13 protein-coding genes are annotated in these 14,570 nt (G+C 57.1%); all 13 read left to right on the forward strand.

The genetic code is table 11. From position 1 onward, the window contains the following. Nucleotides 1-151: 151 nt before the first annotated feature. The 13 genes from adhE (at nucleotide 152) to ABID47_RS12200 (ending at nucleotide 14,494) form a co-directional block, all read left to right on the forward strand. The gene (adhE, locus tag ABID47_RS12140; protein WP_354496970.1) at nucleotides 152-2,758 is read left to right on the forward strand and encodes a bifunctional acetaldehyde-CoA/alcohol dehydrogenase; all 2,607 of its coding nucleotides are present in this window, start codon (nucleotides 152-154) and stop codon (nucleotides 2,756-2,758) included. Between the two features lie 104 nt (nucleotides 2,759-2,862). Beyond that, a complete protein-coding gene (mobA, locus tag ABID47_RS12145; protein ID WP_354496972.1) occupies nucleotides 2,863-3,486 on the forward strand; it encodes a molybdenum cofactor guanylyltransferase in 624 nt (207 codons plus the stop codon). A gap of 110 nt (nucleotides 3,487-3,596) precedes the next feature. Beyond that, a complete protein-coding gene (gene pflB, locus ABID47_RS12150; protein WP_354496974.1) occupies nucleotides 3,597-5,867 on the forward strand; it encodes a formate C-acetyltransferase in 2,271 nt (756 codons plus the stop codon). Between the two features lie 68 nt (nucleotides 5,868-5,935). Continuing rightward, nucleotides 5,936-6,673 carry a pyruvate formate-lyase-activating protein gene (gene pflA, locus ABID47_RS12155; RefSeq protein WP_354496976.1) on the forward strand — a complete coding sequence of 246 codons (738 nt, stop codon included), beginning with the start codon at nucleotides 5,936-5,938 and terminating at the stop codon, nucleotides 6,671-6,673. 294 nt (nucleotides 6,674-6,967) lie between these two features. Continuing rightward, complete coding sequence (locus ABID47_RS12160; protein ID WP_354496978.1) at nucleotides 6,968-7,696, forward strand: Crp/Fnr family transcriptional regulator; 729 nt, start codon at nucleotides 6,968-6,970, stop codon at nucleotides 7,694-7,696. Between the two features lie 365 nt (nucleotides 7,697-8,061). Beyond that, the gene (locus ABID47_RS12165) at nucleotides 8,062-8,508 is read left to right on the forward strand and encodes a hypothetical protein (protein WP_354496980.1); all 447 of its coding nucleotides are present in this window, start codon (nucleotides 8,062-8,064) and stop codon (nucleotides 8,506-8,508) included. A gap of 34 nt (nucleotides 8,509-8,542) precedes the next feature. After that, nucleotides 8,543-9,196 carry a response regulator transcription factor gene (locus ABID47_RS12170; RefSeq protein ID WP_076168789.1) on the forward strand — a complete coding sequence of 218 codons (654 nt, stop codon included), beginning with the start codon at nucleotides 8,543-8,545 and terminating at the stop codon, nucleotides 9,194-9,196. Further along, nucleotides 9,189-10,310 carry a sensor histidine kinase gene (locus ABID47_RS12175; RefSeq protein ID WP_354496983.1) on the forward strand — a complete coding sequence of 374 codons (1,122 nt, stop codon included), beginning with the start codon at nucleotides 9,189-9,191 and terminating at the stop codon, nucleotides 10,308-10,310. Before ABID47_RS12170 ends, ABID47_RS12175 begins: the two co-directional genes overlap by 8 nt. 62 nt (nucleotides 10,311-10,372) lie before the next feature. Then, on the forward strand, nucleotides 10,373-10,777 hold the full coding sequence (gene ndk / locus ABID47_RS12180) for a nucleoside-diphosphate kinase (protein ID WP_145022465.1): 405 nt from the start codon (nucleotides 10,373-10,375) through the stop codon (nucleotides 10,775-10,777). A gap of 229 nt (nucleotides 10,778-11,006) precedes the next feature. Then, nucleotides 11,007-11,195 carry a hypothetical protein gene (locus ABID47_RS12185; protein ID WP_116231432.1) on the forward strand — a complete coding sequence of 63 codons (189 nt, stop codon included), beginning with the start codon at nucleotides 11,007-11,009 and terminating at the stop codon, nucleotides 11,193-11,195. A gap of 259 nt (nucleotides 11,196-11,454) precedes the next feature. Beyond that, the gene (locus tag ABID47_RS12190) at nucleotides 11,455-12,000 is read left to right on the forward strand and encodes an OsmC family protein (protein ID WP_076168781.1); all 546 of its coding nucleotides are present in this window, start codon (nucleotides 11,455-11,457) and stop codon (nucleotides 11,998-12,000) included. Beyond that, complete coding sequence (locus ABID47_RS12195; protein ID WP_354496986.1) at nucleotides 11,997-13,337, forward strand: LLM class flavin-dependent oxidoreductase; 1,341 nt, start codon at nucleotides 11,997-11,999, stop codon at nucleotides 13,335-13,337. Before ABID47_RS12190 ends, ABID47_RS12195 begins: the two co-directional genes overlap by 4 nt. 251 nt (nucleotides 13,338-13,588) lie before the next feature. Then, nucleotides 13,589-14,494 (forward strand): AraC family transcriptional regulator, encoded by a 906-nt coding sequence (locus ABID47_RS12200; protein ID WP_354496988.1) that lies wholly within the window; start codon nucleotides 13,589-13,591, stop codon nucleotides 14,492-14,494. The last annotated feature ends 76 nt before the right edge of the window (nucleotides 14,495-14,570 follow it).

The raw sequence follows: 14,570 nt of genomic DNA on the forward strand, positions 1-14,570 counted from the left end.
GCAATAAGCGCCTAGGCACCGCATTTTTCGGACCTTTAAAATTTTTTAGATCGATGTGAGTAATGTCATAGTTAGCCCCCCTGGGGTTCCAGTAGGATGAACTCATCAAGGAGATGAGGGACCGGTAAAGGTCTCCAAGGAGGAGAAAACGATGGCTGTTAAAGAAAGCAAGCTGGAAACAAAGAACTCCGCCCATGAAGAAGTGAACCGATTGGTCGCCCGCGCCAGGAAGGCGCAGGAAGCGTACCTGAACATGAATCAAGAGGAAATTGACGAAATCGTACAGGCGATGGCGCTGGCCGGTTTGGACCGGCACATGCCGCTCGCAAAGATGGCGGTCGAGGAGACCGGCCGGGGCGTCTACGAGGACAAAATCACCAAGAATATATTCGCGACGGAATACATCTATCACAGCATCAAGCATGACAAGACGGTCGGCGTTATCGAGGAGAACGCGTTTGAGAGCTACAAGAAGGTCGCCGAGCCGGTCGGCATCATCGCCGGTGTTACACCGGTGACGAACCCGACGTCCACGACCATGTTCAAGACGTTGATCGCAACGAAGACGCGCAATCCGATCATCTTTGCCTTCCACCCTTCCGCCCAAAAGTGCAGCGCAGAAGCAGCCCGCACGCTGCGTGACGCCGGAATGGCGGCCGGTGCGCCGGAGCACTGCGTGCAGTGGATTGAAACGCCGTCCCTGGAAGCGACGCAGCTGCTGATGAACCACCCCGACGTGGCGCTCGTGCTGGCAACCGGAGGCTCGGCGATGGTGAAATCCGCCTACAGCACGGGCAAACCCGCGCTTGGCGTCGGACCGGGCAACGTTCCCTGCTTCATTGAGCAGTCTGCGGATTTGAAGCAGGCCGTGACCGACTTGATTCTCTCGAAGACGTTCGACAACGGCATGATCTGCGCTTCCGAGCAGGCGGTCATTATCGAGGAGCCGGTGTACGACCAGGTCCGGAAGCTGATGAAGGACAGCGGCTGCTACTTCCTGAACAAGGCCGAAACCGAGGCCGTGTCCAAGCTGGTCATCAATAGCGAGAAGTGCGCGGTAAACGGGGTCATCGTCGGCCAGCCGGCGGTAAAAATCGCCGAAATGTCCGGCATTCAGGTGCCGCAGGACACCAAAATCCTCGTGGCCGAGCTGGCGGGCGTCGGTCCGGCCTACCCGCTGTCCGCTGAGAAGCTGAGCCCGGTGCTGGCCTGCTATAAGGTCAAGACGGCGGCGCAGGGCATCGAGCGCGCGGCCGAAGTGGTCCAATTCGGCGGCATGGGACACTCGTCTGTCATCCATTCGAACGATGACGCCGTCATCCAGGCGTTCGCCAACCGCCTGCAGACCGGGCGCGTGATCGTCAACTCGCCTTCGACGCATGGGGCGATCGGCGACATCTACAACACGAACCTGCCGTCGTTGACGCTCGGCTGCGGTTCGTACGGACACAACTCGACGACGTCCAACGTCACGTCGGTGAACCTGATTAACGTGAAACGCGTGGCTTACCGGACGGTCAACATGCAGTGGTTCAAGGTTCCGCCGAAGGTCTATTTTGAGAAGGGTGCGACGCAGTACCTTGAGAAAATGCCGAACATTTCCCGTGTGCTGGTCGTCACCGACGAGATGATGGTCAAGCTGGGATACGTCGAAAAGGTGGAGTACTACCTGCGCAAACGCGTCAACCCGGTAGCGTTCGAAGTGTTTTCCGACGTGGAGCCGGATCCGTCCGTCGAGACGGTAGAGCGCGGCACGAGGCTGATGGAGAGCTTTAAGCCCGACTGCATTATCGCACTCGGCGGCGGCTCCCCGATGGATGCGGCCAAGGCGATGTGGCTCTTCTACGAATATCCGGACACCAGCTTCCATTCGCTGAAGCAGAAGTTCATGGATATCCGCAAGCGGGTCTATAAATACCCGCGCCTTGGCGAAAAGGCCCAGTTTGTCGCGATCCCGACCACTTCGGGTACCGGCTCGGAAGTAACCTCTTTTGCGGTCATCACGGACAAGAAGGAAGGGAATACGAAGTATCCGCTCGCCGATTACGAGCTGACGCCGGACGTGGCGATCATCGACCCGGAATTCGTGTACAGCCTGCCAAAAACGGCGGTGGCCGACACCGGCATGGACGTCCTCACGCATGCCATCGAGGCGTACGTTTCCGTCATGGCGAGCGATTACACCGACGGGCTTGCGCTTCATGCGATCCGGCTGGTGTTTGAAAATCTGGAAAAGTCCTTCCACACGGCGGATCCGCTGGCCAGGGAGAAGATGCATAATGCGTCGACGATTGCCGGCATGGCGTTTGCCAACGCCTTCCTCGGCATCAACCACAGCCTGGCCCACAAGTGGGGCGGCCAGTACCATACGGCCCACGGGCGGACGAATGCGATCCTAATGCCGCATGTCATCCGGTACAATGCGCAGAAACCGACGAAGTTTGCGTCGTTCCCAAAATACAACCATTTCGTGGCCGACCTGCGCTATGCGGAAATCGCCCGGATGCTCGGCCTGCCGTCCCGGAATACAGAGGAAGGCGTCAACAGCCTGATCGAGGCGGTGCGTAAGCTGAACCAGTCGCTGGGCATTCCGGAGAAATTCCAGGATCTCGGCTTTGATCCGGCCGATTTCGAGGCCAAAGTGGATTATTTGGCCGACCGTGCGTTCGAAGACCAGTGCACGACGGCCAACCCGCGGATGCCGCTGGTCAGCGAACTGGCGGACGTTTACCGGAACGCCTTCTACGGCAAATTCTAGGAGCTGCACCGCATGACCCAGCCGGCTGCCGACCGAATTCGTCGGCAGCCTTCTTGTCTCAGGATTGTGATGTGCGTTGATAGCAGTGGAAAGGAGTGATTCATATGCTGTCCGGCGTTATTTTGGCAGGCGGCAATCATGGTTCTACGAAAGGCGCACCTACCCTATTCCGGATGATTCAAGGAGAAACGCTGCTGCAGCGGCAGATCCGTGAAATGCGGAAGTGCTGCGGCGAGATTACGATCGTGACGGACGATCCCCGGCCGCTGCTTCGCCAGGTGGACCGGGATATCCGGATCATCACGGATTATTATGTCGGAAAAGGAATGCTTGGCGGCATGCACGCGGGCCTCTCCCTGTCTAAACACCGGGCCGTGTGGATCATCGGGTGCCACATGCCGTATCCCTCGGCCGACGCCGCTGAGCTGATGGCGCTGAGGCTGGAGGACGGGCTCGACGCCGTCCTGCCGATGATCGGCGGCAGGCTCCATCCGCTTCACGGTATTTATGAACGCTCCTGCGCCGTGTATTTTGGGCAGTTTCTGGAGAGCGGCCATACGGAAGCTGATGGTCTGGTTCGCCAGCTTCGTTATCTGACGGTTGCGGAAACGGATTTCGGATATCAAGGCATGGACGGCGGCTTTGTTCGCACACTCGAAGATGCTTGGGGAGATGCGCTGACCGAATTTTTGGCTGACGAAGGGAAAGGATCAACATCGTTCAAATAAAAATATGCGGCAGCGAAGTTGGTGAGAAAAGTGAAAAGAGTGAGAAAAATCACTGTCTTTAACCTGTGAAAAAAGTAACATGAAAGCATAGAAAACGGAGGTGCTTGATCATGGCGATGAAAGAAAGCGAAGTAAAGAACCGGGCTGGATTCGAGGAGGCATGGCGCGGTTTTGCGGGAGGCAGCTGGCAGAAGAATATTGACGTCAATTCATTTATCGGGCGCAACCTCACACCGTATGAGGGCGATGAGCAGTTCCTTGCGCCGCCAACGGAAAACACGCTGGAGCTGTGGAAGCAGGTCAGCCAACTGTTAAAGGAAGAGCGGGAGCGGGGCGGCGTTCACGACGTGGACGTGAACACGGTCTCCACCATAACCTCGCATGCACCGGGATACATCGACCAGGACAAGGAAACCATCGTCGGATTGCAGACCGACGCACCGCTTAAGCGGGCCGTTCAGCCATTCGGCGGCATCCGGATGGTCGTCGATGCCTGTAATGCGTATGGCTATCAATTGAACCCGGAGCTGGAGCGCATTTTTACCGATCTGCGCAAGACGCATAACCAAGGCGTGTTCGACGCCTATACGACCGAGATGCGCGCAGCCCGTAAGGCCGGCATTATCACGGGCCTTCCGGATGCCTACGGACGGGGCCGGATTATCGGCGACTACCGCCGCGTGGCGCTGTACGGCGTCGACCGCCTTATCCAGGGCAAGAAAGAGGAGCTGCTCCAGCTCGAAGTCGACGCGATGAGCGAAGACGTCATCCGGCTGCGCGAAGAGCTGTCCGAACAGATCCGAAGCCTCGGCGAGCTGAAGGCGATGGCCGCATCTTACGGACATGATATCTCGAGACCCGCGATGAATGCCAAAGAGGCGGTGCAGTGGCTCTACTTCGCTTATCTGGCAGCTATTAAGGAGCAGAACGGAGCGGCGATGAGTCTTGGCCGGGTATCCAGCTTCCTGGACATTTACATCGAGCGCGACCTCGCGGAAGGCACGCTGACGGAGAGCCTGGCGCAGGAGATCGTCGACCATTTTGTCATGAAGCTGCGGATCGTCAAATTTCTGCGCACGCCGGACTACAACGAGCTGTTCAGCGGTGATCCGACATGGGTGACCGAGTCGGTCGGCGGCATGGGGCTTGACGGCAAGACGCGCGTGACGCGGAACTCCTTCCGCTTCCTGCATACCCTCTACAACCTGGGACCTGCGCCCGAGCCGAATCTGACGGTGCTGTGGTCGACGCAGCTGCCGGAGAACTTCAAGAAGTTCTGCGCCAAAGTGTCGGCCGAGACCAGCTCGATCCAGTACGAGAACGACGACTTAATGCGTCCGCACTTCGGCGACGATTACGGCATCGCCTGCTGCGTATCCGCGATGCGGATCGGCAAACAGATGCAGTTCTTCGGAGCCCGGGCCAATCTGGCCAAGGCGCTCTTGTACGCCGTCAACGGCGGCGTCGACGAGAAGAGCGGCGCCCAGGTCGGACCGGCCATCGCGCCGATCACGTCCGAGGTGCTGGACTATGAGGAAGTGAAAGCGAAGTTCGATGTCATCCAGGATTGGCTGGCGAAATTGTACATCAACACGCTGAACGTGATCCATTACATGCATGACAAATACTGCTACGAGCGCATCGAAATGGCCCTCCATGACCGGGATATCGTCCGGACGATGGCCTGCGGCATCGCCGGCCTGTCGGTCGTGGCCGACAGCCTGAGCGCCATTCGTTACGCGAAGGTTCGCCCGGTCCGCAACGAAAAAGGGATCGCGGTCGATTTTGAAATCGAAGGCGAGTATCCGCAGTACGGCAACAACGACGACCGGGTCGACCAGCTCGCCGTGGAGCTGGCGGAAGGCTTCATGAACCGGCTGCGCAAGCATAAGACGTACCGCGGCGCGATTCCGACCATGTCGGTTCTGACGATTACGTCAAACGTCGTATACGGCAAGAAGACGGGCAGCACGCCGGACGGCCGCAAGGCAGGGCAGCCATTTGCACCGGGCGCGAACCCGATGCACGGACGCGACCGCAAAGGCGCGCTCGCTTCGCTGGCTTCGGTCGCCAAAATCCCTTACGAGCACAGCCTGGACGGCATTTCCAATACTTTCTCGATCATTCCGAAGGCGCTCGGCAAAGAGGACGCGGCCAGACACAGTAATCTGGCGGCGCTGCTGGACGGCTATACCGCAAGCGGCGGACATCATCTGAACGTCAACGTCTTTAACCGCGAGCAGCTGCTGGATGCAATGGAGCATCCGGAGAACTATCCGCAGCTGACCATCCGGGTATCCGGGTATGCGGTCAACTTCATCAAGCTGACGCGGGAGCAGCAGCTGGATGTCATCAGCCGCACGTTCCACGGGGAGATCTAAGCGTTACCGTTACGATTCGCAATGCAATGAAAATCAAAAGTTGTCATCAAGAGAGGAGCGTGGCCCGCATGAAAGGCAGAATACATTCCATGGACACCTTCGGTACGGTGGACGGACCGGGCATCCGCTTCGTCCTGTTCATGCAGGGCTGCGCGCTGCAGTGCCAATTTTGCCATAACCCCGATACATGGGATACGAAGGGAGGACGCCAAGTTACCGTCGAGGAGGTTCTCCGGGAAATCGAACCCTACGTGCCTTACTATAAAAGCTCGGGTGGCGGCATCACGGTGACGGGGGGCGAACCGACGCTTCAGGCGCCTTTTGTGGCGCAGCTGTTCAAGGCTTGCAAGGAGCGGTTCGGCCTGCATACGGCGCTCGACAGCTCGGGTTTCTGCGAACCGTCTCATGCAGGCGAGCTGATGCAGTATACGGATCTGGTCCTGCTCGATCTGAAGCAGCTGAACAACGAGAAGCATGAGCGGCTGACCTCCCAGCCGAATGACCGGATCCTGAAATTTGCGGCATGGCTGTCCGCCATCGGAAAACCGGTATGGATCAGGCACGTGCTGATTCCCGGGATCACCGATCAGGCAGGAGATCTGACGCTGCTGGGGGAATTTATCGGACACCTGCGCAATGTGGAGAAAGTCGAGCTGCTACCCTATCACCGGATGGGCGTATACAAATGGCAGCAGTTAGGCCGCAAGTACGCGCTGGAAGGCGTGCCTACGCCAACGGACCGCGAGGTGGAGCGCGCAAGAGAGCTGATCGAGGCGGCGCGGAGGGTTACGGCATCCCGGCCATAATAGCGAGAAGCGTGTCGGGAACAGGATGCGGCAGCCCTTAGCCCCGGCCCTATTTCCGAATCGTTCGCCGGAATCCTCACTGCCCCTCGGTCCCATCCGAATCCATCCGGGTATTTCCTGAGCACTGCTTCGTTCCGTTTAAGGGACTGACCTAAGGGATTTACCACGGTAGGTGTGATTTTTCTCATAGGATCAGGGGGTCACCCCTATGAAAAATCAGTGCATCCCCCGATAGGTTAATCCATCCTGACGGGTTATGATAAAGGCAAAGATGTGCGGAAGGGGAAATGAACGATGGGGCAGACCGTGACGGGGACACAGACGAAGCATCGCCGGGAGGGCTTGGGGCCGCTGCTGTCGCAAGAAAGCTTCGAGAAGCTGGAGAGCATCATGTATAAGCGCAGCGCGGAAAAGGGCAGCTGCCTGTTCTGGGAAGGCGATCCGGCCGACAAGCTGTATTTCATTATCGAGGGCCGGGTCAGAACGACGAAGACCTCGGACAGCGGGCGGGCTTTGACATTGTACCTGCATCATGAAGGGGATCTGGTCGGACAGATGGATCCGTTTCAGGATTCGGTGCACAGCTTCAGCGCCGAGGTCATGGAGGATGCCAAGGTCGGGGTCATTCAGCGCAAAGACTTGGAGGTTCTGCTCTGGCAGCACGGCGATCTGGCCGTCGAGTTCATGAAATGGATGGGTCTGATGCATCGTTTGACGCAAACCAAATTCCGCGATCTCATGATGTTCGGCAAGACGGGAGCGCTCTGTTCACTGTTGATTCGCCTTGGGAATTCGTATGGAACGGAGCGGGAAGAAGGCGTCTATATCGATTTGAAAATAAACAATTCCGAAATGGCCGATATGATCGGGGCCACGCGCGAAAGCGTGAACCGGATGCTGAGCGATCTGAAAAAGGAAGACGTGATCGAAACGGTGGACGGCCATATCATCATCAAGGATCTTCACTATCTGCGGGATATTTGCCGGTGTGAGAACTGTCCGAAAGAAATATGCCGTATGTAATCCGGACCGGAGTGGGGAAGACCGGGCAGCTGCTGCCTGGTCTTCCTTTTGCTGCGCAGCAGGCATTCCGTAAGGAGTGAGCCCCAATTACAAACCAAGCTGGCCGTTTTGCATATATAGGTGGCAGCTCCCTGAGCGGGGAATCGGGGGATCCCCTTACATACAAACAGGCGGGCTTTTTTTTAGAGATCAGAAAGTATAAACTTCCGAGGTTAACATCCTGATCTCGCAAAAAGAACATCAACTAAACGCAGTCTGGCTTCATAGAATGTACGTCGATAGACGTTTCTTTTTACAATAGAACTATTGGGAAAATAGGAATAACGATGTTCATGAAGCGCACGACTCGATAGAGGGGGATATGCATGGAAAGGGCAGGGACAGACGACGAATTTGACCGCCGGCTGGAATGGATTCGCTTGAAAAGCGGAAGCGATTTCATCGCTTATGCGCAGCCGGCCGGCAGCTCCCGCAGGATGGGATGGGACCGCATCCTGGGCGGCAGCAATGTCCGGGTGCGGCAGATGACGATCAAGCCCGGCGTTGGTTTGGGCGGCATGGTGATGCGCCATGGCACGGTATATACGGCTCACGAAGGGGAGAACCCGTTCATGCGTGAAGAATGTCCGGTCATGCTCGCCGAAAAGCTGCTATCCGGTATGGCATTTCCGGTAACCACTGGCCATTCCACTGCCAGCAGCGGTATTCTATTGCTAGGGAGACGGGATGGCAGGGCATATGCCAAGACGGAGACGGCGTGGATCAAGTCCGCGTTATCCGGAAGAAGCACCTGTGAACCCGGCAAGAAATGATATGATTAGATCATAAAAGCAAAAGGAGGACGCCATGATCAACATTATCATTGTGGACGACCATGCCATGGTCCGGTCCGGGCTTCGCATGCTGCTGAGCGCGGCGCCCGACATTGAGGTGGCGGCTGAAGCATCCGAAGGGGACGAAGGCATCCGCATGGCCCTTGAGCATCAGCCGAACGTTGTCCTGATGGACTTAAGCATGCCTCACGGGAAGGACGGTTTAACGGCGGCGACCGAGCTCAAGCAGCAGCTGCCGGACGTGGCGGTTCTCATTCTGACCATGCATGACGATGACGAATACTTGTTCCGGGCGATTCATGCCGGCGCCGCGGGCTATGTGCTCAAGAGCGCGCCCCATGAAGAGCTGCTTACCGCGATCCGCACGGTCGCCGGGGGCGACGCTTATTTGTACCCGACGGCGACGAAGCGGCTGATGAACGAGTATGTGGAGCAGATGCGGAGGGGCGAGAGCACCGATTTGTTCGACGGCCTCTCGGAACGCGAGAAGGAGGTCTTGTCGCTGACGGCCATGGGCTATGCCAACAAAGAAATCGCCGAGCAGCTCGTGATCAGCGTCAAAACCGTCGAGACGCATAAGAGCAATCTGATGGAAAAGCTGGGGCTGAAAACCCGGCCGGAGCTGATTAAATACGCCATGAAGAAGGGGCTGCTGCAATTTGAATAAACAACCGGAACCCGGAAGGAAGATCATCGCCGAGCATGTGGAGTCGCTTCTGTCCCAGCTCGATGAGCAGCTCCCGGAATCCCGGTTCCGCACGGACTTGCGGGAATCACTGAAACAGCTGGCGGATGTCAAATTCGCCCTGGACGAGTCGTCGATCGTGGCGGTAACCGATCGCCGGGGGAAGATCCAATACGTCAACGATAAATTTTGCGAAATCTCGAAATACGACCGCTCGGAGCTCTTGGGCCAAGACCACCAGATCATCAACTCAGGAACGCATTCCAAAGCGTTTATGCGCGACTTGTGGAGCACCATCTCCTCCGGGCGGGTCTGGACCGGAGATATCCGGAACCGGGCCAAAGACGGGACTTATTATTGGGTGAATACGACGATCGTCCCGTTCATAGGCGAGGACGGGAAGCCTTATCAATATTTGGCCATCCGCAACGAAGTCACCCGCCTGAAGAAGGTGGAGGAAGAGCTGCAGGAGACGCTTGCCAAGGTTATGACCATTCAGGAAGAAGAGCGGCGCAAATTTTCGCGCGAGCTCCATGACGGCATCGGGCAGAGCTTGTTTTCCCTGCTGATCCAGCTGGACCGGGCCATTGCCTCCCCTGAGCCTGAGAAAGAAGACCTTCGCGGGATCCGCGAGCATGTCGCGGGGGTGATCGAGGAAGTCCGGGGGCTCGCCTGGGAACTGCGGCCGTCCGTTTTGGATGACCTCGGCATCGTCCCTGCGATCCGTACTTATATCGAAAACTATGCATCCCATTATGGGATCAAGGTTGCGTTTGAATGCAATTTGCGGAAGCGTCTGGATATCCAGAAGGAAACCGTGATCTACCGGGTCATTCAGGAGGCGCTGACCAATATCGCCAAATATGCCGACGTTTCCGAGGCTGAGGTGGAGATCAGGGAGCAAGAAGAGGAGGTTGCCGTGCGCATCAGCGACCAGGGGGCCGGTTTCGAGCCGTCTCTGCCAACCCAAGGGGTGGGACGTTTCAGTATGGCGGAGCGGGCCCGGATTGCCGGCGGCCGTCTCCGGATCGACTCCGCGCCGGGAAGCGGGACAACGGTAACGTTGACGCTGCCGAAATCAACGGCGAAACTGTGAGAAAGCTCACTTCTTTTTTTCGGCCTAACCCGTAAGATGGGGGCAAGAAGGAGATGACAACGATGAGCGAAAAAGCATTCGTCATGATTAAACCCGACGGCGTCCGGCGGGGGCTGGTCGGCGAAATCGTCAGCCGCTTTGAGAAGAAGGGACTCCGTCTGCTGCGCGGCGAGATTATGGAGATTTCCCAGGAAACGGCGCGCGTGCATTACGGCCATCTTCAGGACAAGCCGTTCTTTGAAGAACTGGTCGATTACATTACGTCCGGACCGGTTTTTGCCATGATCGTGGAAGGGAAGGAAGCGGTGGCTAACGCGCGTTCCCTCATCGGTCCCACCAATCCGGCTGAGGCGCCTCCCGGCACGATCCGCGGCGACTTCGGGCTGGCCGTTGAAGAGAATGTCATCCACGGATCCGATTCGCCGGAGCACGCGCGCAGGGAAATCCGGTTATTTTTCGAAAAATAGCGTTTGATCGCCGCAAGTGTAAAATAGGTCACAGTTTCAGCTCATGTTCGGATATATAATGAAACTGCAGGGGGAAGCCGAAAAGAGCATGGTATGCCGGACTTTCAAGCATTGTAACTTTGGAGGCCCGGCCTCTTCCGCCCGATGATGTGAAGTGTTTCACAACTCTGGCAGTCTTTCGCATCATGACCTGGATGAGCAGTCCTATCACGAGAAGAGGTGAACGGTGATGACCGAGATCAATCGACTCCGCGACCTGACGACGTTTATGATCCACTGCTGCTATACTTGTCCGAAAGCTTACGAGTGCACGACCGAAGAGCAATGCCTGGCCTGCTGGAAGGCGCAGCATACGGGTGTTGAAGAGAAGCCGGATGCCGAAACGACGGAAAAGCTTTTGAAGGAATACGCACTTTAGGCCGAGCATGGCGGGTGAACACCCTGAGAAAGCTATTGCTCTAAAATTAAGGTTTATCCCAAATAGGCTAGATCATTGGGTCGTCGTTTTCGGCGGCCTTTTTTGTTTGGATTTAAATTTTGCATGCGCGAATTGGATTTTTCTATTACACAAGCCGCTGGAGTTCCCCTATATTTATAATTACTACTTTTCTTATAGGATTTATAGAAAATTCCGTTGGTGGCATGGCGGAAAAAATCAGTGGGAGGCGAAGTCCAATATGGCTGATCTGAATGAGTATTTGAAGCAAAAGAGGAATGCGCTGCTGCTCCGGCGAGCAAAGGCCGAAGCGGAGCCGGCGCAGGCCGTCAACACGCTGCGTGCCAAAGTGTCGGCCAAGGGAAGAAGCGGGGTGCGCGAAATCCGGATCCGGGATTACCGGGTGATCAGCGACAGTCCGCCTGACTTCGCCGGCTATGACCTGGGGCCTTCGTCACCTGAGCTTCAGCTCGGCGTGCTCGGCAGCTGCCTGACGCATATTACGCTCATTCAAGCCGCGGAACGCGAGGTGTCCCTGCACAGCCTGGAAGTTGAAGTGGAGGCGCAGATGCATCCGCTGGCGGGAAGACCCGGATACGAGCATATTCCTATCTACCCGCATGACATCCGCTACCGGCTGATCATTGAATCGGACGAAAGCGAGGAGACGCTGCAGGCGCTGCACGAGGCTGTCGAACGGGTCTGCCCGATTTTCAATTTGCTCCGCGATCCCCAGGCGATCGAAGGCGAGCTGGTCCTCAGCCGGCCGGAGGAGGCTGTACGATGACCAAAAGGCAATTAAAGCTGGGTGCAAATCTCAATGGTGTCGGCAACAGCATTTCTTTCTGGAGGCATCCCTCTATCCCCACCGATGCGAGCGTAAGCCTGGAGTTTTACAAGCAGCAGGCGCTGAAGGCGGAAGAGGGGAAATTCGATTTGCTGTTCATCGCAGACGGTTTGTACATTAACGAGAAATCCAATCCTCATTTTTTGAACCGGTTCGAGCCGCTGACCCTGTTGTCCGCCCTGTCGGCCGTGACGACGAATATCGGCCTCGTAGCCACCCTGTCCACGTCCTACAGCGAGCCGTTTACCGTAGCCCGGCAGTTCGCTTCCATCGATAAATTAAGCGGGGGTAGAGCGGGTTGGAATGTGGTCACCTCGCCGCTGGAGGGCTCTGCGCTCAATTTCGGCAAGGGAGAGCACCCCCAGCATTCCCTGCGGTACGAAATCGCCGAGGAACATGTGGAGGTCGTCAAAGGGCTGTGGGATTCCTGGGAGGATGACGCGTTTGTCGGGGATAAGGCGGCAGGGGTATTTTTCGACCCGTCCAAGCTGCATACGCTGCACCATCAAGGCAAGCACTTTTCCGTGCAGGGGCCGCTCAACATCGCACGGTCAAAGCAGGGGCATCCGGTCATCTTTCAAGCCGGATCCTCCGAGTCCGGCAAGGATTTGGCGGCCCGCACAGCGGATGCGATTTATACCGCGCACGAGACGCTGGAGGAGGCACGCGCCTTCTACCAAGACGTCAAAGCACGAGCCGCATCGTATGGCCGCAAGCCGGAGGAGCTGTTGATCTTCCCGGGCATCGGGCCGATCGTCGGCCGCACTGAGGAGGAGGCGGAGCGGAAATACCGCGAGATTGCAGAGCTCGTTTCGATCGATCAGGCGCTGAATTACTTGGGACGTTATTTCGACCATTTCGACTTTTCGCAATTCCCCTTGGACGAGCCGTTCCCGGACATCGGCGATTTGGGCAGCAACAGCTTCCGGAGCACGACGGACAAAATCAAGCAGGAAGCCAGGGAGCAGGGGCTCACGCTCCGCGAAGTGGCGCTGCGGGCTTCGACCCCGCGCACCTCATTTATCGGTACGCCGGATCGGGTCGCCGACCTGATTCAGGCATGGTTTGAAGAAGGGGCGGCCGACGGCTTCAATGTCCGGACTGTGGTGCCGAATGGTCTGGCCGATTTCGTCGATCACGTGGTGCCGATCCTTCAAGCGAGGGGCCTGTACCGGACGGAGTACGAAAGCGATACGCTGCGCGGGAATCTCGGGCTGCCGGTCCCGGCCAACCGGTACGCGGCTCAAAACCTGGCTAAGGCAGTCCACGAAGCTTAGTCGTCATTGCACCGGCATGCTTGGCACTGCATCTGTGTACGGAAAGTACCTTCGAACGTTCGCAGTCGCTTCATTGCAGCATATCTACTGCCGATTCGTTCGGTTGACCGCCGTGAACTAAGGAGAAGAAGATGCTTTCTTCTCCTTTTTTGCCGTTCCTTCCAAATCCATAACAAAACACCTGTATCGTCCCCTGAAGCGGGTTTATGCTATTAAACGAACCTTAAACCTGCGGATGAAGGGGGATGAGCATGGATCCGATTCACCAGCAATTCATGAGCCGGCAGCTGGCCCAGCTGCGCGTTCAGCTGCTCCTTGCCAAGAGGTCCGTCTGCCATGCCGGTTGGCAGCGGCTCCGGTTTACCCCAACGTACGACAAGCTGTATTACATATGCGACGGGGAAGGATGGCTTCAGGTCGGCCGCAAGCAGCTTCGGCCCAAGCCGGGGGAGCTGGTGCTGATCCCGGGCGGATTGGAACAATCGTATTCCGTGACCGCCGGACCGCCGTATACGAAGTATTGGTGCCATTTTCGGTCCAATGTCCCTTTGAGGCGGTTGTTCCATTTGTACGGCCTTCCGCATGCCGTTTGGGCAGGGGATTCCGCCGATCTGAGCAGCAGCTTTCAAGAGCTGGTAGAGCACCGGTCGAATCCGGGGCCCGCCGGTCCTCTCCGGATTCAATCCGCGCTGCTGTCGATCATCGCCTTCTACATGGAACGGGCCCTGCGGTTTCCGCGGGCGAAATACGCTTCCGTCTCGCCAAGGGAACTGATGGAGACGCTCCATTTTATCGACCAGCATCTGTCGGGGGAGCTTACGATCGACGAGCTGTCCCGCCAGGCGCATTTCCACCCCAACTACTTTATCCGGATGTTTAAAAGGCACCTCGGCATGACGCCAATGCGTTATATTCAGGAGCGAAGGCTGGAGCATGCGCAGCAGCTGCTGGAGACGCACGATTTGGCGATTACCGAAATCGCCGGCCAGAGCGGCTTTAAAGACTTGTCCCACTTCTCCGCGGCCTTCAAAAAAAAGTACGGCGCTTCCCCTACCGAATACCGGAATCTGCTGATGAACGGCCATGCCGACCTCATGCCTGAAGCACAGTCTGACGTGCCCGAACCAAGTTGTTTGTTTGAGAACAATTCAGGTTAGGCTGATCCCTTTCGGTTCCTCTTGTAAGCGCTGTATGATGAGGAGTACCGCCGGCAACCGGCGGAATCCGGGCAAA

The sequence above is a fragment of the Paenibacillus favisporus genome, from assembly GCF_040545415.1.
Taxonomy (GTDB): Bacteria; Bacillota; Bacilli; order Paenibacillales; family Paenibacillaceae; genus Paenibacillus_AQ; species Paenibacillus_AQ favisporus.

Bases quoted from the DNA above. Each gene is read 5' to 3' on its own strand.
- ABID47_RS12195 (WP_354496986.1), top strand. From the start codon at position 11,997: ATGACCAAAAGGCAATTAAAGCTGGGTGCAAATCTCAATGGTGTCGGC.
- mobA (WP_354496972.1), top strand. From the start codon at position 2,863: ATGCTGTCCGGCGTTATTTTGGCAGGCGGCAATCATGGTTCTACGAAA.
- ABID47_RS12185 (WP_116231432.1), top strand. From the start codon at position 11,007: ATGACCGAGATCAATCGACTCCGCGACCTGACGACGTTTATGATCCAC.
- adhE (WP_354496970.1), top strand. From the start codon at position 152: ATGGCTGTTAAAGAAAGCAAGCTGGAAACAAAGAACTCCGCCCATGAA.
- ABID47_RS12170 (WP_076168789.1), top strand. From the start codon at position 8,543: ATGATCAACATTATCATTGTGGACGACCATGCCATGGTCCGGTCCGGG.
- ndk (WP_145022465.1), top strand. From the start codon at position 10,373: ATGAGCGAAAAAGCATTCGTCATGATTAAACCCGACGGCGTCCGGCGG.
- ABID47_RS12160 (WP_354496978.1), top strand. From the start codon at position 6,968: ATGGGGCAGACCGTGACGGGGACACAGACGAAGCATCGCCGGGAGGGC.
- ABID47_RS12200 (WP_354496988.1), top strand. From the start codon at position 13,589: ATGGATCCGATTCACCAGCAATTCATGAGCCGGCAGCTGGCCCAGCTG.
- ABID47_RS12190 (WP_076168781.1), top strand. From the start codon at position 11,455: ATGGCTGATCTGAATGAGTATTTGAAGCAAAAGAGGAATGCGCTGCTG.
- ABID47_RS12165 (WP_354496980.1), top strand. From the start codon at position 8,062: ATGGAAAGGGCAGGGACAGACGACGAATTTGACCGCCGGCTGGAATGG.
- pflA (WP_354496976.1), top strand. From the start codon at position 5,936: ATGAAAGGCAGAATACATTCCATGGACACCTTCGGTACGGTGGACGGA.
- pflB (WP_354496974.1), top strand. From the start codon at position 3,597: ATGGCGATGAAAGAAAGCGAAGTAAAGAACCGGGCTGGATTCGAGGAG.